This is a genomic window from Streptomyces sp. NPDC001903, from assembly GCF_042891345.1.
In the GTDB taxonomy this organism is placed as follows: Bacteria; Actinomycetota; Actinomycetes; order Streptomycetales; family Streptomycetaceae; genus Streptomyces.
The window spans coordinates 318282-341869 of record NZ_JBIASZ010000008.1 but is presented as its reverse complement, the minus strand read 5'-3'; the positions used below and the strand labels follow the sequence as shown (position 1 = coordinate 341869).

Annotated in this window: 20 protein-coding genes; 4 read left to right on the top strand and 16 right to left on the bottom strand. The window is 72.9% G+C overall.

The genetic code is table 11. The annotated features are described in order from the left end of the window. Positions 1-4: 4 nt before the first annotated feature. From ACFYZS_RS20535 to ACFYZS_RS20525, 3 genes are read right to left on the bottom strand one after another with little or no spacing between them, the layout of a single operon-like run. The gene (locus ACFYZS_RS20535) at positions 5-643 is read right to left on the bottom strand and encodes a lactate utilization protein C (protein ID WP_389014238.1); all 639 of its coding nucleotides are present in this window, start codon (positions 641-643) and stop codon (positions 5-7) included. Further along, complete coding sequence (locus tag ACFYZS_RS20530; protein ID WP_389014235.1) at positions 640-2142, bottom strand: lactate utilization protein B; 1503 nt, start codon at positions 2140-2142, stop codon at positions 640-642. The genes ACFYZS_RS20535 and ACFYZS_RS20530 overlap by 4 nt, the downstream gene beginning before the upstream one ends. Further along, positions 2139-2894, bottom strand: a complete 756-nt coding sequence (locus tag ACFYZS_RS20525) for a (Fe-S)-binding protein (protein ID WP_389014232.1) — start codon at positions 2892-2894, stop codon at positions 2139-2141. Before ACFYZS_RS20525 ends, ACFYZS_RS20530 begins: the two co-directional genes overlap by 4 nt. Positions 2895-2912: 18 nt before the next feature. Between ACFYZS_RS20525 and cobF the strand changes: the two genes are divergently transcribed. Then, complete coding sequence (cobF, locus tag ACFYZS_RS20520) at positions 2913-3665, top strand: precorrin-6A synthase (deacetylating) (RefSeq protein ID WP_389014230.1); 753 nt, start codon at positions 2913-2915, stop codon at positions 3663-3665. 86 nt (positions 3666-3751) lie between these two features. On the opposite strand, the gene ACFYZS_RS20515 is transcribed toward cobF, so the two are convergent. The 5 genes from ACFYZS_RS20515 to ACFYZS_RS20495 all read right to left on the bottom strand — a co-directional run bounded on the left by ACFYZS_RS20515 (position 3752) and on the right by ACFYZS_RS20495 (position 10852). Then, complete coding sequence (locus ACFYZS_RS20515) at positions 3752-4897, bottom strand: aminotransferase class V-fold PLP-dependent enzyme (RefSeq protein WP_389014227.1); 1146 nt, start codon at positions 4895-4897, stop codon at positions 3752-3754. 62 nt (positions 4898-4959) lie between these two features. Beyond that, entirely contained in the window at positions 4960-6630 is a 1671-nt protein-coding gene (locus tag ACFYZS_RS20510) for an endo-1,3-alpha-glucanase family glycosylhydrolase (protein ID WP_389014225.1), read from the bottom strand. Positions 6631-6710: 80 nt separating this feature from the next. Then, positions 6711-8129 carry a family 2B encapsulin nanocompartment shell protein gene (locus ACFYZS_RS20505; protein ID WP_389014222.1) on the bottom strand — a complete coding sequence of 473 codons (1419 nt, stop codon included), beginning with the start codon at positions 8127-8129 and terminating at the stop codon, positions 6711-6713. Then, positions 8126-9421: a family 2 encapsulin nanocompartment cargo protein terpene cyclase gene (locus tag ACFYZS_RS20500; protein ID WP_389014220.1), complete on the bottom strand. Its 1296-nt coding sequence runs from the start codon at positions 9419-9421 to the stop codon at positions 8126-8128. The genes ACFYZS_RS20505 and ACFYZS_RS20500 overlap by 4 nt, the downstream gene beginning before the upstream one ends. A 135-nt stretch (positions 9422-9556) precedes the next feature. Continuing rightward, positions 9557-10852, bottom strand: a complete 1296-nt coding sequence (locus ACFYZS_RS20495; protein ID WP_389014217.1) for a hypothetical protein — start codon at positions 10850-10852, stop codon at positions 9557-9559. Between the two features lie 331 nt (positions 10853-11183). On the opposite strand from ACFYZS_RS20495, the gene ACFYZS_RS20490 reads away from it, so the two are divergent. Together ACFYZS_RS20490 and ACFYZS_RS20485 are read left to right on the top strand one after the other, a co-directional pair. Beyond that, on the top strand, positions 11184-12596 hold the full coding sequence (locus ACFYZS_RS20490) for a family 2B encapsulin nanocompartment shell protein (protein ID WP_389014214.1): 1413 nt from the start codon (positions 11184-11186) through the stop codon (positions 12594-12596). A 13-nt stretch (positions 12597-12609) separates the two neighbouring features. Further along, on the top strand, positions 12610-14844 hold the full coding sequence (locus ACFYZS_RS20485; RefSeq protein ID WP_389014211.1) for a germacradienol/geosmin synthase: 2235 nt from the start codon (positions 12610-12612) through the stop codon (positions 14842-14844). A gap of 18 nt (positions 14845-14862) precedes the next feature. On the opposite strand, the gene ACFYZS_RS20480 is transcribed toward ACFYZS_RS20485, so the two are convergent. Continuing rightward, positions 14863-15798, bottom strand: coding sequence for a cation diffusion facilitator family transporter (locus ACFYZS_RS20480; protein ID WP_389014342.1), 936 nt, complete (start codon positions 15796-15798; stop codon positions 14863-14865). Positions 15799-15973: 175 nt separating this feature from the next. On the opposite strand from ACFYZS_RS20480, the gene ACFYZS_RS20475 reads away from it, so the two are divergent. Continuing rightward, positions 15974-16444 carry a hypothetical protein gene (locus ACFYZS_RS20475; RefSeq protein ID WP_389014207.1) on the top strand — a complete coding sequence of 157 codons (471 nt, stop codon included), beginning with the start codon at positions 15974-15976 and terminating at the stop codon, positions 16442-16444. A gap of 29 nt (positions 16445-16473) precedes the next feature. On the opposite strand, the gene ACFYZS_RS20470 is transcribed toward ACFYZS_RS20475, so the two are convergent. From ACFYZS_RS20470 to ACFYZS_RS20440, 7 genes are all read right to left on the bottom strand, one after another. After that, complete coding sequence (locus tag ACFYZS_RS20470) at positions 16474-17061, bottom strand: hypothetical protein (protein ID WP_389014204.1); 588 nt, start codon at positions 17059-17061, stop codon at positions 16474-16476. Between the two features lie 70 nt (positions 17062-17131). Next, the gene (locus ACFYZS_RS20465) at positions 17132-17680 is read right to left on the bottom strand and encodes a GNAT family N-acetyltransferase (protein ID WP_389014202.1); all 549 of its coding nucleotides are present in this window, start codon (positions 17678-17680) and stop codon (positions 17132-17134) included. A gap of 127 nt (positions 17681-17807) precedes the next feature. Then, positions 17808-20027: an NADP-dependent isocitrate dehydrogenase gene (locus ACFYZS_RS20460; protein WP_389014200.1), complete on the bottom strand. Its 2220-nt coding sequence runs from the start codon at positions 20025-20027 to the stop codon at positions 17808-17810. Positions 20028-20253: 226 nt separating this feature from the next. After that, positions 20254-20607 (bottom strand): DUF805 domain-containing protein, encoded by a 354-nt coding sequence (locus tag ACFYZS_RS20455; protein ID WP_389014197.1) that lies wholly within the window; start codon positions 20605-20607, stop codon positions 20254-20256. A 434-nt stretch (positions 20608-21041) separates the two neighbouring features. Next, the gene (locus tag ACFYZS_RS20450) at positions 21042-21893 is read right to left on the bottom strand and encodes a chitosanase (RefSeq protein ID WP_389014195.1); all 852 of its coding nucleotides are present in this window, start codon (positions 21891-21893) and stop codon (positions 21042-21044) included. 125 nt (positions 21894-22018) lie between these two features. Further along, positions 22019-23101 (bottom strand): magnesium/cobalt transporter CorA, encoded by a 1083-nt coding sequence (gene corA, locus ACFYZS_RS20445; RefSeq protein WP_030869593.1) that lies wholly within the window; start codon positions 23099-23101, stop codon positions 22019-22021. Between the two features lie 65 nt (positions 23102-23166). Next, positions 23167-23559, bottom strand: coding sequence for a molybdopterin-binding protein (locus ACFYZS_RS20440; RefSeq protein WP_389014192.1), 393 nt, complete (start codon positions 23557-23559; stop codon positions 23167-23169). Positions 23560-23588 lie beyond the last annotated feature (29 nt).

The following is a 23588-nucleotide window of genomic DNA, read 5'->3' as shown; positions in this document are numbered from 1 at the left end:
GCACTCATTCTGCTGGTCCGGTCAGCAGGATCACCTCCAGGGTGCGCGGGCCGTGTACGCCCTCCACCCGGTCGAGCTCGATGTCGCTGGTGGCGGAGGGGCCGGAGATCCAGGTCAGCGGCCGCGTCGGGTCCAGCAGGGGCAGGGCCTGCGGGACCGAGTCCACCACCTGCCCGGGGACCCGGACCACGCAGACGTGGTGGTCCGGGACCAGCGTGATCCGGCGCCGGCCCTGCGCGGGGCCGCCGTCCAGGACGATCGTGCCGGTCTCGGCGATCGCCAGGGCGCAGCCGGTCACCACGCTGTCCACCGTGTCCAGTTCGTACGGGGTGGCGTCGGGTCGGTCCTCGACGCGGGTCGCCTCCGTCGACCCGAGCCAGTGCGGGGGCAGGCCCGCCGGGACGAGGACCGTCCGGGCGCCGCGCTCGGCCAGCAGCCGCCCGAGGAGCGGCGCGATCCCGGCCCCGTCCGTACGGTGGACCTTCGCGCGGTACTCCGCGAGGTGGGCGGCGAGGAGCTCCGCCGTCTCGGCCGGGGTGCGGTCGCCGTGGACCCGGAGGTAGTCCCGGGGCACGGCCGGGTCGGGGCCGCCGTCGGCGACCGCGCGGCGGATCCGGCCCAGGATGCGGTCCCTGCTGCTCATGCCCGCCCTCCCCGCTCCCGCGCCCACCAGTCCCGGAACGGCTCCGCCGGGAGCTGCGGCAGCGCGCGGCTGTCCGTCCACGCCCGCCCGGGCCCCGGCAGCCGGCCCGGTCGCAGCCGCCGCGCCCTGGCCAGCAGCCGCTCCCCGGCGCGCAGCGCGCCGGGGCGGTCCAGGAGCAGCCGGGCGGCCCGCATCGCGGCCCGCTCGGCGGCGTGCCCCCGCGCCGGGCGGATCCGTACGCGGATGCCCTCGCGGGTCACGGGGCCGCCCTGGACCACCCGTTCGCGCAGGTGGACCAGGACCTCCGGGATGTCGATGGCGACCGGGCAGACCTCGTAGCAGGCCCCGCACAGCGTGGAGGCGTACGGCAGCGAGGCGTCGACCTCGCTGCCCGTGCCCCGCAGTTGGGGGCTGAGGATGGCGCCGATCGGCCCGGGGTACACGGAGCCGTACGCGTGGCCGCCGGCGCGTTCGTAGACCGGGCAGACGTTGAGGCAGGCGGAGCAGCGGATGCAGCGCAGGGCCTGGCGGCCCACTTCGTCGGCGAGGGTGTCGGTGCGGCCGTTGTCGAGGAGGACGAGGTGGAAGGCGCGGGGCCCGTCGCCGTCCGCCCCTCTCGAAGGGCCCAGTCCGGTCCACATCGTCGTGTACGGGTTCATCCGCTCGGCGGTGGACGAGCGCGGCAGCGTCTGGAGGAAGATCTCCAGGTCCCGGAAGGTCGGCACCACCTTCTCGATGCCGACCACCGAGATGAGGGTCTCGGGGAGCGTGAGGCACATCCGGCCGTTGCCCTCGGACTCGAAGACGACCATCGTGCCCGTCTCGGCGACCATGAAGTTGGCGCCGGACACCGCGACCTTCGCGCGCAGGAACTTCTCGCGCAGGTGGAGGCGGGCGGCCTCGGCCAGCTCGCGCGGGTCGTCGCCGAGACCCTCGGGCGCGGGGCGGCCCCAGCGGCCCATCTCCGCCGCGAAGATCTCCCGGATCTCGGCCCGGTTGCGGTGGATGGCCGGGACGAGGATGTGCGAGGGCCGGTCGTGGCCGAGCTGGACGATGAGCTCGGCCAGGTCCGTCTCGTACGCGGCGATCCCGGCCGCTTCGAGGGCCTCGTTGAGGCCGATCTCCTGGGTGGCCATGGACTTGACCTTGACCACTTCCCGGTGGCCCGTCTCCAGCACCAGCCCGGTCACGATCCGGTTGGCCTCCTGCGCGTCGGCCGCCCAGTGGACGGTGCCGCCCGCGGCCGTGACCGCCTGCTCCAGTTGGACGAGGTAGCGGTCGAGGTGGCGGAGCGTGTGGTCCTTGACGGCCTTGCCCGCCGCGCGCAGCCGGTCCCAGTCGGCCAGCTCGGCGACGGCCCGGGCCCGTCTGTCGCGGATGGTGTGGGTGGCGTGGTGGAGGTTGGCGCGGAGCACCGGGTCCGCCACGGCCTGCCGGGCCGCATCGGGAAAGGCGGGAAAGGCCGGAAAGGCGGGCATGCCCACGAACGTGCCGGTCATGTCAGCGGTTCCTCCTCGGTCGAGGCCAGGATCTCGGCGAGATGCAGGGCCCGCATCGCGTCGCCCCGGCGGCGCAGGATCCCGTCGAGGTGGGCCAGGCAGGAGTTGTCCGCCCCGCAGAGCACCTCCGCGCCCGTCCCCAGCGCGGCGGCGGCCTTGTCGGTGCCCATGGCCGCCGACACGTCCGGGTTCTTCACGGCGAAGGTGCCGCCGAAACCGCAGCACTCCTCGGCGCCGGGCAGCTCGACCAGCTCCAGGCCCCTGACGGCGGCGAGCAGCCGCCGCGGGCGGTCCCCCAGCCCGAGCCCGCGCAGGCCGTGGCAGGAGGGGTGATAGGTGACGGTGTGCGGGAAGTACGCGCCCACGTCGGTCACCCCGAGGACGTCCACCAGGAACTCGGTCAGCTCGTACACGCGCGGTACGAGGTCCTCGGCCAGCGCAGCCAGCCCGGAGCCCCGCCCCTCCCTCTCCGCCTGGCGGCCGATGCGCGGGTAGTGGGTGCGGACCATCGCGGCGCAGGAACCCGACGGGGTGACCACGTACGGGTGGCCCGCGAAGGCTTCGGCGGTGCGCCGCAGCAGCGGCTCGCTCTCGCGCCGGTAGCCGGTGTTGTACTGCGGCTGCCCGCAGCAGCTCTGGGCCGCCGGGAAGTCCACGCCGACGCCGAGCCGCTCCAGCAGGCGTACGACGGCGACGCCGGTCCGCGGGTACAGCGCGTCGTTGACGCAGGTGACGAACAGGGCGGCACGCATGACGGGCAGAATAGCGGCGTGAAGAAGTTCTCAGTGATCGGCATAGGCGCGGGCGACCCGGACCACCTGACCCTCCAGGCGGTCAAGGCGATCGGCGCGGCGGACGCATTCCTCATCCTGGAGAAGGGCGAGGAGAAGGCGGATCTGACCGGGCTGCGGCGCGCGATGCTCGACGCGCACGCCCGCCCCGGCCACCGGCTCGTGGAGGGCCGGGACCCGGACCGCGACCGGACCCCGGCCGAGTACGCCCCCACCGTGGACGGCTGGCGCAGCGCGCGGGCCGAGATCTTCGAGCGGTTCGTCGCCGAGGACCTGGCGGACGGGGAGACGGGCGCGTTCCTGGTCTGGGGCGACCCCTCGCTGTACGACTCCACCCTCGCCATCCTCGACGAGGTGCTGGAGCGGGGCCGGGTGGCGTTCGAGCACGAGGTCGTACCCGGCATCAGCAGCATCTCCGCACTGCTGGCCCGGCACCGGACCAATCTGAACCGGGTCGGCCGGCCCGTCCAGATCACCACCGGGCGGCGCCTCGCCGCGGGCTGGCCGCAGGACGTGGACGACGTGGTGGTGATGCTGGACGCGCGGCACGCCTTCACGGCCCACCTCGACCAGGACCTCTTCATCTACTGGGGGGCCTACGTCGGCACCCCGGACGAGATCCTGGTCTCGGGGAAGCTGGCGGAGGTCGCCGGCCGGATCGAGGAACTGCGGACCGAGGCCCGCGCCCGCAAGGGCTGGATCATGGACACGTACCTGCTCCGGCGCGGCTGAGGGGCTCCCTAGGGGTGTCGTCAAAGTAGCTAGCTCCGCCCGTGAGGGCGGACCCCGCCGGCCAGAAGGGACTTTGACGACACCCCCTAGAGGTAGGCCGGGAGCTCCGCGGCGAGGCGTTCGTACTCCTCGGGCCGGTTGTAGATCTGCCCGCAGACACGGATGCCGCCGCCGCCCGGCCACGCCCAGATCAGCACCCGGATGCGCAGGTCCGCCGCGATCCGCTCGCGCAGGGCGCTCGCCTGCGGCTGGGTCTCGGCGGTGCCGGGCGGCAGCCGCAGGGCGCGCATCGCGAGCCCCTCGGTGTACGGGAGCGGGGTGAGCCCGGGGAGCTCGGCGAGCAGGGCCGCCCCGTGTGCGGCGAGGGCGGCGTTGTGGGCCCGTACCTTCGAGGCGTCCAGCCCGTCGAGCAGGGCCAGGCCCTCGGGGGCGGCGAGCCAGCCGGTGTAGTCGGCGGTGGCCCGGTTCTCGACGGAGCGGGGGAACCCGTGCGCGTCCTCCCAGGACGGGACCAGTGCGCGGACCCGGCCGCGGTGTGCGGGGGCGACGGCGAGGACGGCGCTGCCGGAGGGGGCGTACCCCCATTTGTGCAGGTTGCCGAACCAGAAGTCGGCGCCCGCGGCGAGCGGGTCCGCGAGCATGCCGGGGGCGTGCGCCCCGTCCACCAGGGTGGTGATCCCGCGCGCGGCGAGCTCGGCGAGCAGCCGGGGCGAGGCGATGAGCCGGGCGGTGGGCGAGCTGATGTGGTCGAGCACCACCGCCTTGGTACGGGGCGTCAGCCCGGCCAGCACGGTCTCGCGGACGGCGTCCTCGTCGGGCAGGCGGGGGTCGAGGGCGACCGTGGTGATCGGGGCGCGGCGCGCCGCGGCCGCGACGACGGTGCCGTATCCGTGGTCGGTGACCAGGATCTCGTCGCCGTCGGCGAACGGGACCGCGTCCAGGGCGAGGTTGGCGCCCTCGGTGGCGTTGGCGATGAAGGCGATGCCGTCGGGGTCGGCGCCCAGGTGCCGGGCGACGCGGGCGCGGGCTCCGGCGATCCGGTCGGGGGCGTCGATGAAGAAGGCGTCGGGATCGGCGTGCGCCTCCTCGCGCAGGGCGGCCTGGGCCTCCTGCACGGGGATCGGCACCGCGCCGAACGACCCGTGGTTCAGATGGGAGACGGCGGGATCGAGCCGGAACAGGGCCCGCCCGCCGGGGAACTCGGCGGGGTGTATCGGCGTGGTCGGGTTCACGGGACCTCCGGGTGTGCGGCGCGGCGGACGCCCGCATCATCACCCGCGACCGCGGTCGGTCTCTAGTCGCGCCCGCTGGTGACGGCGTAATACTGCAGGTCCTGGACGTCGACCGTACGGTCCGCCCGGTAGGGCAGTTCCACCTCCGTGCCGGTCTTCCCGTCGCGTACCACCGCCGCCGAGCTGGTGCCCGGGCGCAGCGGGAGCAGCTCGGAGTGGAGGCCGGCCGGGGCCTCGTGCGTGTCCTCTCCCGCGCCCACCACGGTACGGACGGTGGCCGGGGCCGTCAGGAAGCTGAGTACCTCCACCGCGTCGCGGGGCGCGGCGCTGCCCTTGCGCAGGGACATCACCAGCGACTGGGCGCCGGTGGGGTCCGCCGCGGCGAACTGGGTACGGGCGCAGACGTACAGCGTGTCGCGGACGATCTTCGGCCAGCTGCCCGTCTTGAACTTGGTCAGGTAGTACGAGGAAAGGTCCAGGTAGGCGTACCCGTTGTGCAGTGAGGGCGCGAACTGGCTGCCCTCCGAGTAGTCGTTCCAGGTGGTGAGCTGCACCCAGTCGGCGCCGTCCTCGATGGCGTGCGTCCAGGTGGAGCGCAGGGTGGCGGTGTTGCCGGCCTCGTCGTAGACGCCCTGGTTGGGGCGGGCGTCCTGGACCGACACGGGCTGCATCCAGATCTTGCCCATGCCGTGGGCCCGCTGCACGTCGCGGGTGGCGCTCTCCTGGCCGACGTAGCTGCGGCTGCCCCACTCCGAGAAGCCGTGGCTGATCGGCGCGAACCGGGCGCTGTTGGCGTCGTAATCGAGGAACGTCGGGACGAAGGCGGTGCCGATGCCGTGCCGGGTCCTGAGGAGGTCGAGGGCCTGCGTCCACCAGGCGACGCTCTTCGCCTCGGCCTTGAAGGGGGAGACGACGAGCCGGCCGTCGCCGAGGCGGTGCGCGGCGGGGGCTTTGCCCAGGGCCGCGACGGCGTCGGCGAGCACTGCGGGGTCGTCGGTGTTCAGCGAGGTCATGTCCGGCATCAGCATGATCTTGAAACCGGGGTCGACGGCGTGCGCGGCCTCCATCAGGAGCTGGGCGCGGTCCCGGTTCGGCCCGGACAGGGAGAGCATGTCGAGCGTGAACCCGTCGAGGCCCGCGGCGCGGGCGGTGCGCACCTCCTGTTCGAGGTTGGCGCGTTCCCAGTTGCCGCCCTTGGGCTGGACGGGCAGCGGCCGGTCGCGCAGCAGGCCGCCGTACCGCTCGTGCTTGCCGTTCTCCCCGGCCGGGTTCAGGTAGTTGCGGGTGTAGTAGTCGGCGTCCGCGCTCGCGTTGTCCAGCGAGAGGGGGTACGGGGTGAAGTAGTGCGCGAACACCAGCTTCTTGGCGGCTGCGCCGGTGCGCAGGGCGGCCGGCCCGGGCAGGTCGAACGGCAGGGCGCCGGCGGACCGTCCGCCTCCGGTGTCCCCGGCGCCGGGGGTGCTGCCGGCGCCGGGGACGCCCGGGCTCCCGCCGGATGCGGTCGGGTTCGGGCCGGTGGCGGCCGGCTCCGGGCTCCCCGCGCCCGTGCCGGGCCCGGCGGACCAGGGCGTGCCGATCACGGGGGCGGACGCGGCGCCCTGGCGGGCGTCGGCGGTGAACGGGTGCCAGGCGATGCCGGCGGCGGCGCAGACGCCGACGAGCAGGAAGGCGGTGGCGAGCAGGGTCGGCAGCGGCCGGCCCCGGAAACCCCGACGGCGGCGGTGTGAACTCATCGTGGGTGCCCTCCCCTGCACGGCGCCCCGAGTGCGGGACTGGAGAGCAGTACAGCCGATCGGCGGCTCCCGGACAACCGTCAGGAGCGGGGGGCCGCGATGTCCACGTTCTCCAGGATCCCGAGGGCGTCGGGGACCAGGACGGCCGCCGAGTAGTAGGCGCTGACCAGGTAGGACATGATCGAGCGCTGGTCGATGCCCATGTAGCGGACGTTCAGGCCGGGTTCGTACTCCTCGGGGATCGCGGTCGGGCGCAGGCCGATGACGCCCTCCTGCTCCTCTCCGGTGCGCAGGGCGAGGATCGAGCTGGTGTGGCCGCCGACGACCGGGATCTTGCCGCAGGGCAGCAGCGGGATCCCGCGCCAGGCGGGCACGGACCTGCCCTGCACCTCGACGTTGTCGAGGATCAGCCCGCGCTTGTTGCACTCGCGGAAGAAGGCGGCGATGGCCTTGGGGTGGGCGAGCAGCACCTTCGTGCCGCGGCGCATCGTGACGAGCTCGTCGAGGTCGTCGGGGGTCGGCGGCCCTGACCAGGTGTTGACGCGCTGGTCGTAGGCGGCGTTGTGGAGCAGCCCGAACTCCCGGTTGTTGAGCAGCTCCCACTCCTGGCGCTCGCGCAACGCTTCCACGGTCAGCCGCAGTTGCTGCTCGAACTGGTTCATCGGGTCGTTGTAGAGGTCGGCGACGCGGGTGTGGATCTGCAGGACGGTCTGGGCGAGGGAGAGTTCGTACTCGCGCGGGCTGAGGTCGTAGTCGGCGAAGGTGCCGGGCAGCAGGGCCTCGCCCGTGTGGCCGGAGGCGAGTTCGATGTCGGCCTCGCCGCGCCGGTTGACCGGGCGGCGGCCGTTCTCCACGTACTGTTCGAGGTGGGCGCGCAGGGCGGCGGAGCGCTCCAGCACCTCCTGGAAGGCGCGCCAGCGCAGCACCATCACGGTGCCGGCCGTGGCGGCCCGCACCGAGTAGTCCCAGCGCGGTTCGGGGCGGCCGAGGGCGTCGTCGCCGAGCTGGTCGCCGTCGGCGACGACGCCGAGGACGTCCGTCGTCCCGTACTTGCCCTGGGCCCGCTTCTCCAGCCGGCCGTGGGCGATGATGAAGACCTCCTCCACGGGCGCGCCCTCCTCGACGAGGACGTCGCCGGCGCGCAGGTCGCGTTTGACGAAGCGCACGGCGAGGTCCTCGAAGACGGCCTGGTCGGGGAAGCCCTTGAGGGTGGGGAGTTCGCTCAGCGTGGGCGCGAGGATCCGTACGTCGTCGGCGCCGGACTGGACGAAGGAGACCCTGCCCCGTCCCACGGCGTGGCTCAGGCGCCGGTTGACGCGGTAGGTGCCGGCGCTGACGTCGACCCAGGGCAGGACGCGGGTGAGCCAGCGGGAGCTGATGCCCTGCATCTGGGGGACGGACTTGGTGGTGGTCGCGAGGTTGCGGGCGGCCGCGGTGCTGAGGGCGGCCTGCCGGGCCGCCGCTTCGGCCTCGGGGGTGGTGGCTTCGGGGGTGGTCATGCCGGGGTCCCTCCGTGTGTCGGGCCGGGTTTGCGGGTGCTGTCCGGGGCCGGGGGTGCGGCCCGGGCCCGGCCCGCCGGGTCGTAGCGGGCCGTGGTGCGGTGCCATTCGAGGTTTCCGCCGAGCCAGGCCCATACGTCGGCCAGGAAGCGCACCAGCGGCGGGAATCCGGCCGCGGCCAGGAGGGCCGACTCCTCCTCGAAGGCGTGGACGAGCTCGTCGTGGAGGTCGGCGGAGCGGCGTACGGCCTCGGCGCGCGAGCAGCCCTCCTCGGCCTCGATCAGGGCGGGCAGGTTGTAGTTGACGGCGGCGCCCTCGTCCTCGCGGTGCATGGAGTAGAGGTCGTTGACGATGACGCTGGCGGAGGCGGCCTTGAGGACCGCGCCCCGCACGCGCGGATCGGCGTACACCTCGACGGGGAGCTCGTAGCCGCCCGCCGGATCGAGCATCACCATGGTCGGGATGAAGCTGTTGTCCTGGCGGACGGCGAGGAATTCCCAGACGGGCGGGGTGCGTCCGGATACCCGCCAGCCCGCCTCGGCGGTGTAGCCGGAGAACAGTGCGGCCATCTCGTGCCGGTAGCGGGTGAGCTGGGAGCGGGTGGCGTACCGGGACAGGTGCTCGGTGCTGGAGCGCAGCGCCACGAGGACCGGGTCGGCGCACATGGCCTGTTCCAGCAGGGGCGCGTAGGCGGCCGGGAGGTGGGCCGGGTCGATGGCGGCCAGGGCCTGGGACAGGTGGGTGGCGATCCGGAGGGGGACGGCGCCGGCGCTCTCGTCGTCGCAGTAGTAGTCGTCGGTGGCCCACTGGGCGAGGGTGCACTTGGCGGGGGCGAGCAGCCGGTCCGGGTCCTCGACGTGGGCGTAGGTGAGCATGGTGTACCGGCCGATCGACAGGGCCCGTACGTCGCCCGGCCGGCCGGCGTAGATCCCGGTCTGCTCGGCCCACGCGATGAGCCGGTCCTCGACCGCCTCCGCGAGGGCCGGGTCGTCGCGCTGCGGGGGCGGGCAGTACAGCTCGGGGACGGCGGGGTTCCCCGCGGCCGGCCCGCGGGCGGGGCCCGGAGCGGGTACGGCCGCCGGTGCGGTCACCGGCAGAGCGGGCGCCGCGAGGGCGGGCCGGATGCGCAGGCTGCCGGTGCCGGGGCCGCCGGGCCCCCCGCGCAGCCGGGCCAGCAGCGCCGTACGGGACGGGACGGGAGGGGCCGGCGGTACGGACGGGGCGGGAGCGCGGGACCGGTCGGCGGGGTCGGGCGGGTGGGCGGGGCAGGCAGCGGGCGGATGCTTCTGCATGGCACGACAGTGCGTCGCGGGCCGGGCGTCCGGGTAGCCGTGCCGGCGGCGGCCCTGTTGAAAATCCCGCGCGGTTGAAGCTCTGGACGGGTGTGCGACGGCGGGTCCCGTCACGTCCCGTTCCGCCCCGTCCCGTCACGTCCCCGCGGCCACCCGCTCCAGCAGCGGCCGTACGACCCCGCTGGCCCGGACCGCCCTCAGCCGCCCCTGCATCCGGCGCAGCGCGTCCGTCACCCGGGCCGATTCCAGCTGCGGTACGACGTCCAGCACCTCGTGCCAGGCGGCGCAGGCCCGCTCCAGGTGCCCCTGGCCCAGGTGGAGTTCGGCGAGCCGGGCCGCCGTGACGGCCCGGGCCCGGCGCTCCGCGGCCGGCCGGTGGCGCAGTGAGGCGCCGAGCGCGGCGATGGCGCCCGGGCCGTCGCCCAGCGCGGCCAGCGCCTCCGCCTCCTGGTGGCAGAGCGCGGCCTGGTGGTAGTCCCCGATCGGCGCGCTCTGTCCCTGCGAGCGCTCCAACAGCCTTTGGGCGCCCGCCAGATGGGAGACCGCGGCCCGCCGGTCCCCGCAGGCGGCCTCCGCCACGGCCAGCTGCCCGGTGACGAAGGCCGCCTGGAGGGTCGGCAGCCGCCCCGCCTCCCGCGCCGCCGCCTGGGCGAGCTCCAGCGCCTGCGTACGGTGGCCGAGGTGGTGGGCCTGCACGCTCATCGCCCGCAGTACCGGCGCGTGGCACTGCGGATCGCCGGCTTCCCGGCCCAGCCGCAGGGCCGCCCGGTAGTAGGCCTGGGCCACCCCGTGCTGGTTGCTGTCGAAGCAGAGGAACCCCGCGGTGTAGGCCAGCCGGGAGGTGGCGCCCAGCAGCCGGTGGCGTACGGAGGGCGGCGCGCCGGCGCGCAGCCACGGGGCGACGGTGGTGGCGAGGTAGGCGGTCAGGGCGGGCCGGGCGAGGCCGCTGCCGAACATCATGTCGGCGTTGCGGAAGACCGGGAGCACCGCCTCGGCGGCCCGTACGTGGTCCTGCCCGATCCGCCCGGCGGTCCGTGCGCCCGCCGCCTCCGGGCCGTCCGGCCGCTCCTGCGGGGGCCGCCAGGCGGAGGAGTACACCGGCACCTCGCCCAGTGCGCCGACCCCGAAATCCGGCCCGCCGTCGGATGGCCGTCCGCCGGTGCGGGTACCGGCGGACGGCCGGGCGAGCCCGGTGTCCGCGGCGGCGATCCGGCGCCGGGTGCGCCGGCTCAGGGCCTCGGCGGCGAGGGCGACGACGTGCGCGGGCGGCTTGGTGCCCGCCAGCCAGTGGGAGACGGAGGTCCGGTCGTAGTTCAGGGTGAGGCCTGCCTCGGCTGCGACGCCGTTGACGGCCCGTGCGAAGTCCTGCCCGCTCCAGCGGGCTTCGGTGAGGAGGGTGCGGAGTCGTCCGTTGGGGTCACGCTTCGCCATCCAGAACCGCCCAACTCGTACGTGTGTCCAGCGCTTCAACACGTGCGGAGATTCAACAGGGTGGGACAGGGGCCCGTGTACCGGGTGGGGCCGCCCTGCCTCTAACTAAGACGTGTGCACACGGTGGCACCCGGTCACACCGGGTGAGCGTGGCGTGCGGGAGCACGGCGGATCACGCACAAGCGGGGCCGCTCCTTCCGATCGACCCCGTACACGACGTGCGCGACGTGCGCGACCGCCGCCACCGGCACCGACGCCCCATCCGGAGCCAGGAAGGCCGGCCGACCAAGGAAGACCGACCAAGGAAGACCGACCGAGAGGACGTTCCGTCATGTCTGTCGACCCGACGACCGAAGACAGCGCCGCCGCACCGCGGACCCGCTCCGCCCGCCAGAGCCTCAGCACGGACGCGGCGCGGAACCTGGCGACCACCACCAAGTCCGCCCCGCAGATGCAGGGCATCAGCTCCCGCTGGCTGCTGAAGATCCTGCCGTGGGTCCAGACCAGCGGCGGCACGTACCGGGTCAACCGCACGGTCAGCTACACCCTCGGCGACGGGCGGATCAGCTTCGTCAAGACCGGCTCCGAACTGCGGGTCATCCCGCCCATGCTGCGCGAGCTCGGCATGCTGCGGCACTTCCCCGACGACGCGGTCGTCAAGGCGATCGCGGACCGGTTCGTCAAGGAGGAGTTCCGCAAGGGCGACGTGATCGTCCGCCGCGGCGAGCCCGTCGACAAGATCTACCTGATCGCGCACGGCCGCATCGAACGGCTCGGCGAGAGCGCGTACGGGGAGGAGGCGAGCCTCGGCGTCCTCAGCGACGGCGACCACTTCGGCCACCACCCGCTGCCGGACGCCCGCTGGGAGTTCACCGCCCGGGCCCAGACCGACGTGGTGACCATGACGTACAACCGCGGCAACTGGGACGAGGCGCTGAGCCGCTCCCCCGCCCTGCGCCGGCACGCCGAGGCGTATCTGGAGGCGGAGCGGGTCGGCCGCAAGGGCAGCGAGGCCGTGGACCTGTCCGCCGGCCACACCGGCGAGGTCATGCTGCCCGGCACGTACGTCGACTACGACCTGAGCCCCCGCGAGTACGAACTGAGCGTCGCCCAGACCGTGCTGCGCGTCCACACCCGCGTGGCCGACCTCTACAACCAGCCGATGAACCAGTCGGAGCAGCAGTTGCGCCTGACCATCGAGGCCCTCAAGGAGCGGCAGGAGAGCGAGCTGGTCAACCACCCGGAGTTCGGGCTGCTGCACAACGCCGAGTACGAGCAGCGGATCTACGCCCGCACCGGCCCGCCCACCCCCGACGACATGGACGACCTGCTCAGCCGGCGGCGCGGCTCCCAGTACTTCCTCGCGCACCCGCGCACGATCGCCGCGTTCGGCCGCGAGTGCAGCCGGCGCGGACTGTACCCGGCCTCGGTCGAGTTCCAGGGGCACATGATGCCCGCGTGGCGGGGGGTGCCCCTGCTGCCCTGCAACAAGATCCCGATCACGAAGGAGCGGACCAGTTCGATCCTCGTCATGCGCACCGGAGAGGACAACGAGGGGGTCATCGGGCTGCACCAGCCGGGCCTGCCGGACGAGTACCAGCCGGGGCTGTCCGTCCGGTTCATGAGCATCAACGAGCAGGCGATCGTCTCCTACCTGGTCACCGCCTACTACTCGGCGGCCATCCTGGTTCCCGATGCCGTCGGGGTGCTGGAGAACGTAGAGATCTCGCGCTTCGAGGACTGAGGGCGGCGGACGCATGAGCAGCAGCACAGGGAGCGGGCAGCCCTTCGAACTGCCCGAGTTCTACGTCCCGCATCCGGCCCGCCTCAACCCCCACCTGGCCCGCGCCCGCGCCCACGCCCTCGACTGGGCCCGTTCCATGGGCATGCTGGAGGGCTCCGGCGTCTGGGACCGGGCCGACCTGGAGGCCCACGACTACGCGCTGCTGTGCGCCTACACGCACCCCGAATGCGATGCCGCGATGCTCTCGCTGGTCACCGACTGGTACGTGTGGGTGTTCTTCTTCGACGACTGGTTCCTGGAGGTGTTCAAGCGGCGCGGCGACCGGGAGGGCGGGCGCACGGCGCTGGAGCGCCTGGCCCTGTTCATGCCCGCGGCGGCGCCCGCACGCGAAGCGGCGGCGCGGACCCCGGAGCCCGCCCCGGAGCCCGCCAACCCGGTCGAGGCGGGGCTCGCCGACCTGTGGGCCCGTACCGTCCCCGGGCATTCGCCGGACTGGATCGCCCGCTTCTCGCTGAGCACCCGCAATCTGCTGGTGGAGTCCCTGTGGGAGCTCGACAACATCAGCATCGGCCGGGTCGCCAATCCGGTCGAGTACGTGGAGCAGCGGCGCAAGGTCGGCGGCGCGCCCTGGTCGGCGGGGCTCATCGAGCACGCGGTGGGCGCCGAGGTGCCCGCCGCCGTCTCCGGCGAGCGGCCGCTGCGCGTGCTGCGCGACTGCTTCGCCGACTCGGTGCACCTGCGCAACGACCTCTTCTCCTACGAGCGCGAGGTCGGCCAGGAGGGCGAACTCAGCAACGGGGTGCTGGTGCTGGAGACGTTCTTCGGGTGCTCCACCCAGGAGGCGGCCGACCAGCTGAACCGGCTGCTGACCTCGCGGCTGCAGCAGTTCGAGCACACCTTCTTCGCCGAGCTGCCCCCGATGTTCGTACGGACCGGCCTGCCCCCGGAGCAGGTCGCCGCGGTGCTCACGTACGCCCGCGGGCTCCAGGACTGGCAGTCCGGCGGCCACGAGTGGCACCTGCGCTCCAGCCGCTACATGAACCGGCGGGCCGGCCTGCCCTCCGGGCCCTCGGGGCTGGGCAGCGCGGTCTGCGGCCTCAAGGCGCTGCTGGGGGTCACCGGCGGCGCGGACCGCCGCCGGCGGCACACCCGCGCCCCGCGCCCGGTGGGCCCGTCGGTGATCCCGGACTTCCACCTGCCGTACCCGACGCGGCTCAACCCGCACCTGGAGGGCGCCCGCGGGCGGCTGGTGGAGTGGAACCGCGCGATGGGGATGTTCGACGAGGGGCTGTGGTGGGAGGAGAAGGCCGTCGACTACGACTTCGCGCTGTGCTCGGCGGGCATCGATCCGAAGGCCTCGGCCGAGGACCTGGACGTCAGCGCGGCCTGGCTGAGCTGGGGCACGTACGCGGACGACCTCTACCCGCTCCGCTTCGGCGCCACCCGCGACCTGGCGGGGGCCAGGGCCCAGGACGCCCGGCTGCGCGCGCTCATGCCCCTGGAGCCCGGGGCGCCCGCTCCCGCCCCGGTGAACGCGGTGGAACGGGGGCTCGCCGACGTCTGGCTGCGCACGATCACGCCGATGGCCCCGGCCGGGCGGCGCATGTTCCGGGCGGCGATGGACGCGGTACTGGACGGCTGGCTGTGGGAGGTGGAGAACCAGGCGGCCCACCGGGTGCCCGACCCGGTGGACTACCTGGAGATGCGCCGGGTGACCTTCGGCTCGCCGATGACGACCTCGCTGGCCCGGATGGCGCACATGGACGTCGTGCCGGAGGCCGTGTACGGGAGTGCGGCGATGCAGTCGCTGGAGGCGGCCGCCTTCGACTACTCGGGGATGATGAACGACGTGTACTCGTACCAGAAGGAGGTGGAGTACGAGGGCGAGCTGCTCAACATCCTGGTGGTCACGGAGACCTTCTTCGGCTGCGACTACCCGACGGCGCTCGGGGTCGTGAACGACCTGATGACCTCGCGGATGAAGCAGTTCGAGCACGTACTGGCCAACGAGTTCCCCGCGATGTACCGGGACTTCGGGCTGGACGCGGCGGCGCGGGCGGCGCTGGACCGGTACGCGGAGGAGCTCAAGCAGTGGATGGCCGCGCTCGCCACGTGGCACGCGCAGACCCGCCGCTACCGGGAGGAGGACCTGAAGCGCCACCGCGCGCGTCGGACGGAGACGGTGGTGGTGGCCGCCGCCGTGCCCGGTGCGCTCCCCCGGGCTCCGCACCGGGCCGGGTGGGCGTGAGGGCGCCCGCTCCGGAGGTCATGCGTGCAGGGCCCGTTCGTCCTCGGTGTGCCCCTCCGGTTCCAGCTGGAGGGTGGAGTGGGCCACGTCGAAGTGCTCGCCCACGCAGGCCTGGAGCCGGGCGAGCAGCTTGCCGTGGTCCTCGCCGCGCAGGGTCTCGGCGGCGACCACGACGTGCGCGGTGAGCACGGGCATGCCGGAGGTGACGGTCCAGGCGTGCAGGTCGTGCACGGCCAGCACGCCTGGCTCCTCCAGGAGGTGGCGCCGTACGTCGGCGAGGTCCATGTCCTGCGGGGTGGCCTCCAACAGGACGTGGGCGGCCTCGCGCAGCAGTCCGAACGCGCGCGGGACGATGAGCAGGCCGATGACGATGGAGGCGATGGGGTCGGCGGCCTGCCAGCCGGTGAGCAGGATGACCAGGCCGCCGATGATGACGGCGACGGAGCCGAGGGCGTCGCCGAGCACCTCCAGGTAGGCGCCGCGCAGGTTGAGGCTGTGCTCCTTGGCGTCGCGCAGCAGCCACAGGCCGACGCCGTTGGCGGCCAGGCCGAGCACGGCGACGCCGAACATCAGCCCGCCCTTGACCTCGACGGGTTCGCTGAAGCGGCGGATGGCGGTGTAGAGCACCCAGACGAAGATGCCGAGGAGGAGCAGGGCGTTCAGGACGGCGGAGAAGATCTCGACCCGGTAGAAGCCGAAGGTGCGGCGCGGGGTCGGGGCGCGCTGGGCGAGGGTGACGGCGCCGAGCGCGAGGGAGACGCCGACGGCGTCGGTGAGGCTGTGCGCGGCGTCGGCGAGGAGGGCGAGGCTCCCGGAGAGCAGGGAGCCGACGACCTGGATGAGGGTGATCGAGGCGCTGATGCCGATGGTCCACAGCAGCCGGGCGCGGAAGGTCCCGCTGACGGTCCCGGCCGCCGCCGAGGGAGCTCCGTGATCATGGCCCATGATCACCATCCGACCACAGGACGGCCGCCCGCGCCCGCCGGGGTCGCCCACCCGGCGGGCGGCGCGGGCCTTCCCCCGGAATTCTCCGGAATCCGACATTCCCCTGGTCTTCCGGCAGAACTGGCGCATAATCATCGCTACGCGGCTCGAAAGAACCCTTGGCCGCGCATGGGACACGCATGCAATGGGGGGCATCGTGCCGATGAGGGATCCGGGCCGGGCCGGCACGCTGCCGGCGACATCCGACGAACTGTCGCGTCTGCTGACCGCCGTCCGGCGGGGGCGGGTGCTGACGATCACGGGGCGGTTCCGGGAGCCCCGGAGCCTGCTGGTGCGGGAGATCGCCGAGCGGCTGTCGTCCAACTTCTACGACGGTGCGGCCGTCGTCGCGCTGGGCCGGCCCTTCGGCGTGCGCGAGCTGACGGCCGCGCTGGGCTGCGTACCGGGCATGCCGTTCCCGCCGTACGGGACGACGGACGCCGTCTCATGGCTCGCGGAGCGGGACATGCTGCTGGTCCTGGACGGCAGCGAACACCTCGCGCCGGAGGCCCTGGCCTGGCTGCGGCGCCTGCTCACGGCGGCCCCGGGGCTGCGCATCCTGGCCGCGGGCCGGTCCCCGCTGGCCTTCGCGGGGGAACGCGTCCACCGCCTCTGACCGGGCGGCGGGACGCGCGAAGGCGCGCGTCAGCCCCGGTACTTGCGCAGGACCCGCAGCAGCAGGGGCGTCCCGGCGGCCGCGGGGACGGCCGCCGGCACGGCCGCCGGGAGGCGGGCCCGGAGCTGGTCCCACACGGTCGGCGGGCAGGGGCCCTGCGGCCGGGACTTGAGGAACCCGCGGTAGGGCACCACCCGGGGCTCGCGGCCGATCTCCACCCAGTGGGAGCGGCCCGAGACCTCGTCCCAGCCGTGGTTCGGGATCCGGATGTGGTCGCGCCGGCCGTCCTTGTCCTTGCTGGTGATCTGGGCGACCCGGGCCGCGCCCGAGCCGGTCTCCAGGACCACGCAGTAGTGCCGCAGCTGCCGCCCGGGGTCCTCGCGCAGCGGCACCATGGCCAGCCAGACCTCGCCCGGCCGCGGGCGCGCGCCGAACGCCCTGTCCCACCAGCGCACGCAGAGGTACACGACGAGCGCCGCGAACCCGGCGGCGCAGGCCTCGCCCGTCATCCGGACGTTCCAGGGCTGCCCGGCGACCCGCCCCTCGACGAAGCCCACCAGGGCGGCGACGGCGGCGAGCACGGCGGCCACCCGGGACGTGTTCCTGCGACGCGCCACCCGTACTCCCCCCAGATCCCCGGCGGCACGCCAACCCACCCGTCCCGGGCACGCCAGGGTCCGCCCGGGGTCACGGGCGCGGTTCGGCCACCCGCTTCCACTCCCCGACCGGAAGCCCCAGGATCACCTCGTCGACGAAGGCCCCCGCCACCCAGGCCGAGCGCCGCAGGGTGCCCTCCAGGGTGAAGCCCGCGCGGGTCGCGGCGCCGATCATGGCGGCGTTGTCGGCGAGGGTCTCCACCTGGAGCCGGTGCAGCCCGCGCACGGTGAACCCGTAGTGGCACAGCAGCTGCACGACCTCCGCGCCCAGGCCGCGGCCGCGGGAGCCGGGCAGCAGGGAGATCCCGAGGTGGCCGCTGCGGTTGTGGGTGTCGATGCCCCACAGCGCGGCGTCGCCCGCGAGCGATCCGGAGGCGACCTCGAACACCGAGAAGAACGACGCGGTCTCGGAGGGGGCGGAGGGCTCGTACGGGGAGTGGCCGGTGCTCGGGGTTATCGGACGCCACGGCCCGGCCTCGGCGCGCGAGCGCGTCGCCACGTCCTCGTACAGCCCGGCGTGGAGCACGGCTACGTCATCGGCGTGCCGGGCGCGCAGCCCGGCCAGGGTTCCCTGGATCACGGGGACTTCCTAGCCCTCGGCCGAGCCTCCCCGCAACCGGGTTTCCCGCGCGCGCGGGCCCCGGCATACGGGTCCGCCCCGGTCGACTGCTGCCGACCGGGGCGGAATCGCTCAAGACGATCGGACCTCAGGCGAGGGTCGCGATGGCCTGGTTGAAGGTCGCGGACGGCCGCATGACCGCCGAGGCCTTCGCGGCGTCGGGCTGGTAGTACCCGCCGATGTCGGCCGGGGAGCCCTGGACGGCGACGAGCTCGCCGACGATGGTCTGCTCCTGCTCGCCCAGCGTCTTGGCGAGCGCCTCGAACGCGGTGGCCAGCTCGGCGTCGTCGGTCTGCTTGGCCAGCTCCTGCGCCCAGTACAGGGCGAGGTAGAAGTGGCTGCCGCGGTTGTCGATGCCGCCCAGCTTGCGGCTCGGCGACTTGTCCTCGTTGAGGAAGGTGCCGGTCGCGCGGTCCAGGGTGTCGGCCAGCACCTGGGCACGGGCGTTGCCGGTGGTGGTCGCGAGGTGCTCGAAGGAGACGGCCAGCGCGAGGAACTCACCGAGGGAGTCCCAGCGCAGGTAGTTCTCCTTGACCAGCTGCTGGACGTGCTTCGGGGCGGAGCCGCCGGCGCCCGTCTCGAAGAGACCGCCGCCGTTCATGAGCGGGACGACCGACAGCATCTTGGCGCTGGTGCCCAGCTCCAGGATCGGGAAGAGGTCGGTGAGGTAGTCGCGCAGCACGTTGCCGGTCACCGAGATGGTGTCCTCGCCGCGGCGGATGCGCTCCAGGGAGTACCGGGTGGCCTCGACCGGGGAGAGGATCTCGATGGTCAGACCCTCGGTGTCGTGCTCGGCGAGGTACGTGCGGACCTTGGCGATGAGCTGCGCGTCGTGCGCGCGGCCCTCGTCGAGCCAGAAGACGGCCGGGACGCCGGTGGCGCGGGCGCGGGTGACGGCGAGCTTGACCCAGTCCTGGATCGGCGCGTCCTTGGTCTGGCAGGCGCGGAAGATGTCGCCCTTGGCGACCTGCTGCTCCAGGACGGTCTTGCCCTCGGCGTCGACGACGCGGACGGTGCCCGCGGCGGCGATCTCGAAGGTCTTGTCGTGGCTGCCGTACTCCTCGGCCTTCTGGGCCATGAGGCCGACGTTCGGCACCGAGCCCATCGTGGACGGGTCGAAGGCGCCGTGGGCGCGGCAGTCGTCGATGACGACCTGGTAGACGCCCGCGTAGCTGCTGTCCGGGAGGACGGCCAGGGTGTCGGCCTCGTTGCCGTCCGGGCCCCACATGTGGCCGGAGGTGCGGATCATGGCCGGCATGGAGGCGTCGACGATGACGTCGGACGGGACGTGCAGGTTGGTGATGCCCTTGTCCGAGTCGACCATCGCGAGGGCCGGGCCCTCGGCGATCTCGGCGTCGAAGGAGGCCTTGATCGCGTCGGCGTCGGGCAGCGCGCCCAGGCCGTTCAGGATGGTGCCGAGGCCGTCGTTCGGAGACAGGCCGGCGGCGGCCAGGGTCTCGCCGTGGCGGGCGAAGGTCTTCGGGAAGAAGGCGCGGACCACGTGGCCGAAGATGATCGGGTCGGAGACCTTCATCATCGTGGCCTTGAGGTGCACGGAGAACAGGACGTCCTCGGCCTTGGCGCGCTCGATCTGGTCGTTCAGGAAGGTGCGCAGCGCGTCGACGTGCAGGACGGACGCGTCCACGACCTCGCCGGCGAGGACCGGTACGGACTCGCGCAGGACGGTGGCGGTGCCGTCGGCGGCGACGTGCTCGATGCGGAGCGTGCCGGCCTCGGCGATCACGGCGGACTTCTCGGTCGAGCGGAAGTCGTTCTCGCCCATGGTCGCGACGTTCGTCTTCGACTCGGGGGTCCAGGCGCCCATGCGGTGCGGGTGGGCCTTGGCGTAGTTCTTGACCGAGGCGGGGGCGCGGCGGTCGGAGTTGCCCTCACGCAGGACCGGGTTGACGGCGCTGCCCTTGACCTTGTCGTAGCGGGCGCGGATCTCGCGCTCCTCGTCGGTCTTCGGGTCGTCCGGGTAGTCCGGGAGCGCGTAGCCCTGGCCCTGGAGCTCGGCGACCGCGGCCTTCAGCTGCGGGATCGAAGCCGAGATGTTGGGCAGCTTGATGATGTTCGCTTCCGGCGTCTTCGCCAGCTCGCCGAGCTCGGCGAGGGCATCGGCGATCCGCTGGCCCTCCTCGAGGTGCTCGGGGAAGCTGGCGATGATCCGACCGGCCAGGGAGATGTCACGGGTCTCGACATTCACACCGGCCGTCGACGCGTAGGCCTGGATCACAGGCAGGAAGGAATACGTCGCGAGGGCCGGGGCCTCGTCAGTGTGCGTGTAGATGATGGTCGAGTCAGTCACCGGATGCTCCGCTCCACAGTCTGCGTCTCTCGTCTGCAACATTGCTCGACATCAAGATATCTCGTGATCGGGCCGGTCCGGACAGCCCCCTGCCCGAGTCCCGGGGAGACGCGCGTCACCCCCGGGCCGGCCGCGGCCCGACGGGCCCGGGAAACGGCGAGAGCGCCGCCCCGCGGCTGTTTCCAGCCGGGGGACGGCGCTCAGGCGATCAGGCGTGCGCGCCTGCTCAGGCGTGGACGGCCTTCGGGTTCGGGCCGTACTCGTTCGGCTGGGCCTGGCCCTCGGTCGCCATGAGGACGATGAGCCAGATGCCGCCGATCAGCGGGACGAGGGCGATGAACAGCCACCAGCCGGACTTGCCGGTGTCGTGCAGGCGGCGGATGGCGACCGCGAGGCTCGGGAGGAAGACCGCGAGGGCGTAGATCCCGTAGAGCAGCGGGTAGGTGCCGAGCGCGCCGTCGACGATGGCGAGGATGATCGCGGCGGCCATGTTGAACAGGAAGAACATCCAGTACTCCTGGCGGCGGGCGCGGCCGGAGAAGACGGTGTACTTCTTCAGGACGTCGGTGTAGTAGTTCATGAGTCCCCCCTGAGGACGGTTCGTCGGCCCGTCCTGCTGGAGCAAGCCGAGGCAGAACTTATGCCCCGCTTATGTGGTGGTCAAGCCAGTTCACAACACGCCGGAATCACCGCTTTTCCCGGGTTCACGGACCAAAATCACCTGCCGCGAGCGCCACTTGGAACCCACTGGTCGTACCGGGTCACGCGCGGTGACGAAACGGGGGCGATAGGGACCGATTCGTGATGCGGGAGAGCCTTCCGAGCCGCTCGGCGGCAACCCGCGCAGGCCCTCTCCCCCGGCGGAGCGCACTCATCCACACCCACATCGTTACGGCTCTGCGACCCTGTCAGACGCTGTCACGTACACGCGCCGGCGTCCCGCGCCGGCGTCCCGCGCCGGGCCCTGGGGCCGGCGCGGGACGCCGCGGACTCACCCTGAACTCACCGGCCCGTTCAGCCGATGTGGAACGAGTCCCCGTAGACCTTCCAGTCGAGCGGGGTGTTGAGGTTCAGGTTCCCCTTCTTCAGGAAGACCCGCTGCGCGGTGTCGACGCGGCTCGTGTCGCTGTGCGCCTCCTCCTGCTTCATGGCCCAGACGCGCGCGTCGAGGAAGGCGTTCAGCCAGGTGGTCTCGTTCCCGCCCTGGGCCGGGGGCTTGGCCTTGGACAGGGCGCGCTTGCGGATGTTGCGGAAGCTGGTGGAGTCGCCGCCGTCGCCGTGCATGACGATGGCGTCGTAGTAGATGAACTGGCCGAGCGCGCCGACCCCGTCGGACTTGCCCTGCTTCACGGCGGGGTTGAAGTACACCCGGTCGCGCTCGTGGTCCTGGGCCTTCTTGAACTCGCCGTCCTGGGCCGCCTTCGCCCAGTCCTTGGTGAAGTTCGGGTCGAGGCCCTGGTGCGAGTCGCTGCCGTTGACCTTCCGCAGGGCGGGGAGGTACTTGGCGAGCACGTTGCCGGGCTTGACGTCGGTGTAGTACTCGACGAGGTCGAGCATGTCGCCGGTGCCGGAGCAGAAGCCTATGATCCCGGCCGTGTAGCCGCGTTCGTCGCCTATGTCCTCGATGTACTTGTACTGCGCCTTCCAGTCCAGGGAGGAGTTCTCCGCGCTGGAGACGATCTGCATGGCGATGTCCTTCTTCGCCGGGTCGTCGAGGCCGACGGCCTTCGCCGATGCCGCGGCGGGGGACGCGGAGGCGGGCGCGGACCCGGGCGCCGCCGTCGCGTGGGCGGTCACCGGTACGGCGAGGAGAGCGCCGCCGAGCAGGGCGCTGAGGGCGATTCTCTTGCGGTGGGGGGCGAACACAAGTCCTCCATGGGGAAGTTGAGGCTTGGGCGACTTCGTTAGGAAACTTTACTACCAGAGGTCGCGACAGCTCAATACCCGTGCACGGCACGTGTGTTGCGAGGGAATGCGGGGATGCCGGCGGGTCAGAGCCAGCCGTTGCGGCGGAAGCCCCGGTGGATGACGAAGCAGGCCAGCGCCATGACGCCGACCACGATCGGGTAGCCGTACGTCCAGTGCAGCTCGGGCATGTTGTCGAAGTTCATGCCGTAGACCCCGCAGACCATGGTCGGCACGGCGACGATGGCCGCCCACGCCGTGATCTTGCGCATGTCCTCGTTCTGCGCGACGGTCACCTGCGCCAGGTGCGCCTGGAGGATGGAGTCGAGCAGCGCGTCGTACGCGTTGATCTGGTCGGTGGCCCGGGTCAAGTGGTCGGAGACGTCGCGGAAGTACGCGCGGACCTCCGCCGGGATCACCGGTATCGGCTGCGTGGCCAGGTGCTGGAGCGGGCGGCTCAGCGGGGCCACCGCCCGGCGCAGTTCCAGCAGTTCGCGCTTGAGCTGGTAGATCCGGCCCGCGTCGCCCCGGCCGCCGTACTCGCTGAACACCGCCGTCTCGACGGCGTCGATGTCGTTCTGCACCGCGTCCGTGACGGCCACGTAGTCGTCGACGACGTGGTCGGCGATGGCGTGCAGCACCGAGGCGGGCCCCTTGGCCAGTTGGTCCGGGGCGGCCTCCAGGCTCTCGCGGACCGGGCCCAGCGTGCCGTGGCCGCCGTGGCGGATGGTGATGACGAAGTCGTCGCCCGTGAACGCCATCAACTCACCGGTCTCCACGACCTCGCTCGTCGCGGTGAGCTCCTCGTGCTCCACGTAGCGCACGGTCTTGAAGACGGAGAAGAGTATGTCGTCGAACCGCTCCACCTTGGGCCGCTGGTGCGCGGTCACCGCGTCCTCGACGGCGAGCGGGTGGAGGCCGAACAGCTCGGCGAGCCCGGCGAGCTCTTCCCTCGTCGGTTCGTGGAGGCCGATCCAGACGAACCCGTCGCCGGTCTTGCGGACCCGCCGCAGCGCCTCCTCCACCTCGGCGCAGCCGTCCTGCCGCGCGCCGTCCACGTAGACCACGCAGTTGACCACCGCGCTGCCGAGCGGGGAGCGGGAGGGGTGGCTGAGGTCGACGGCCCGCCGGTAGCCGCGACGCACGGCCCGGCGCAGGTTGCTGAACATGGACAACGAGGTACTTCCCTTCGGCGGATCAGCGGCCAGTCTGCCACCGCCGCCGGCCGGCTCCGTCAGAGCCGGTCGATGAAGACGCTCGTCGACTTCACCCGGGCCACGGCCTGCGCGCCGACCTCCAGGCCGAGCTCCTCCACCGCTTCCCGGGTCAGGAGCGACACGACCCGGTGCGGGCCGGCCTGGATCTCCACCTGGGCGTCGACCGTGCCGAGCTTCACGGCGGTGACGATGCCGGGGAAGGCGTTGCGCGCCGAGGTGTAGGGGGCGTCCTCGCCCTCGGCGGCCTCCTGGGCGGCCTGGACGCAGAACGCGGCCAGATCCGGGCCGTCCACCATGCGCCGCGTGCCCTCCCGGCGGGTGGGGAAGCGCTCCGCGTCGGCCCAGCGACGGGCCGTGTCGACGCTCACGCCGAGCAGCCGGGCGGCCTGGCCGATCGTGTAGGACTCCATACCCGCAGCTTAGGGGGTGTCCGTGGCGA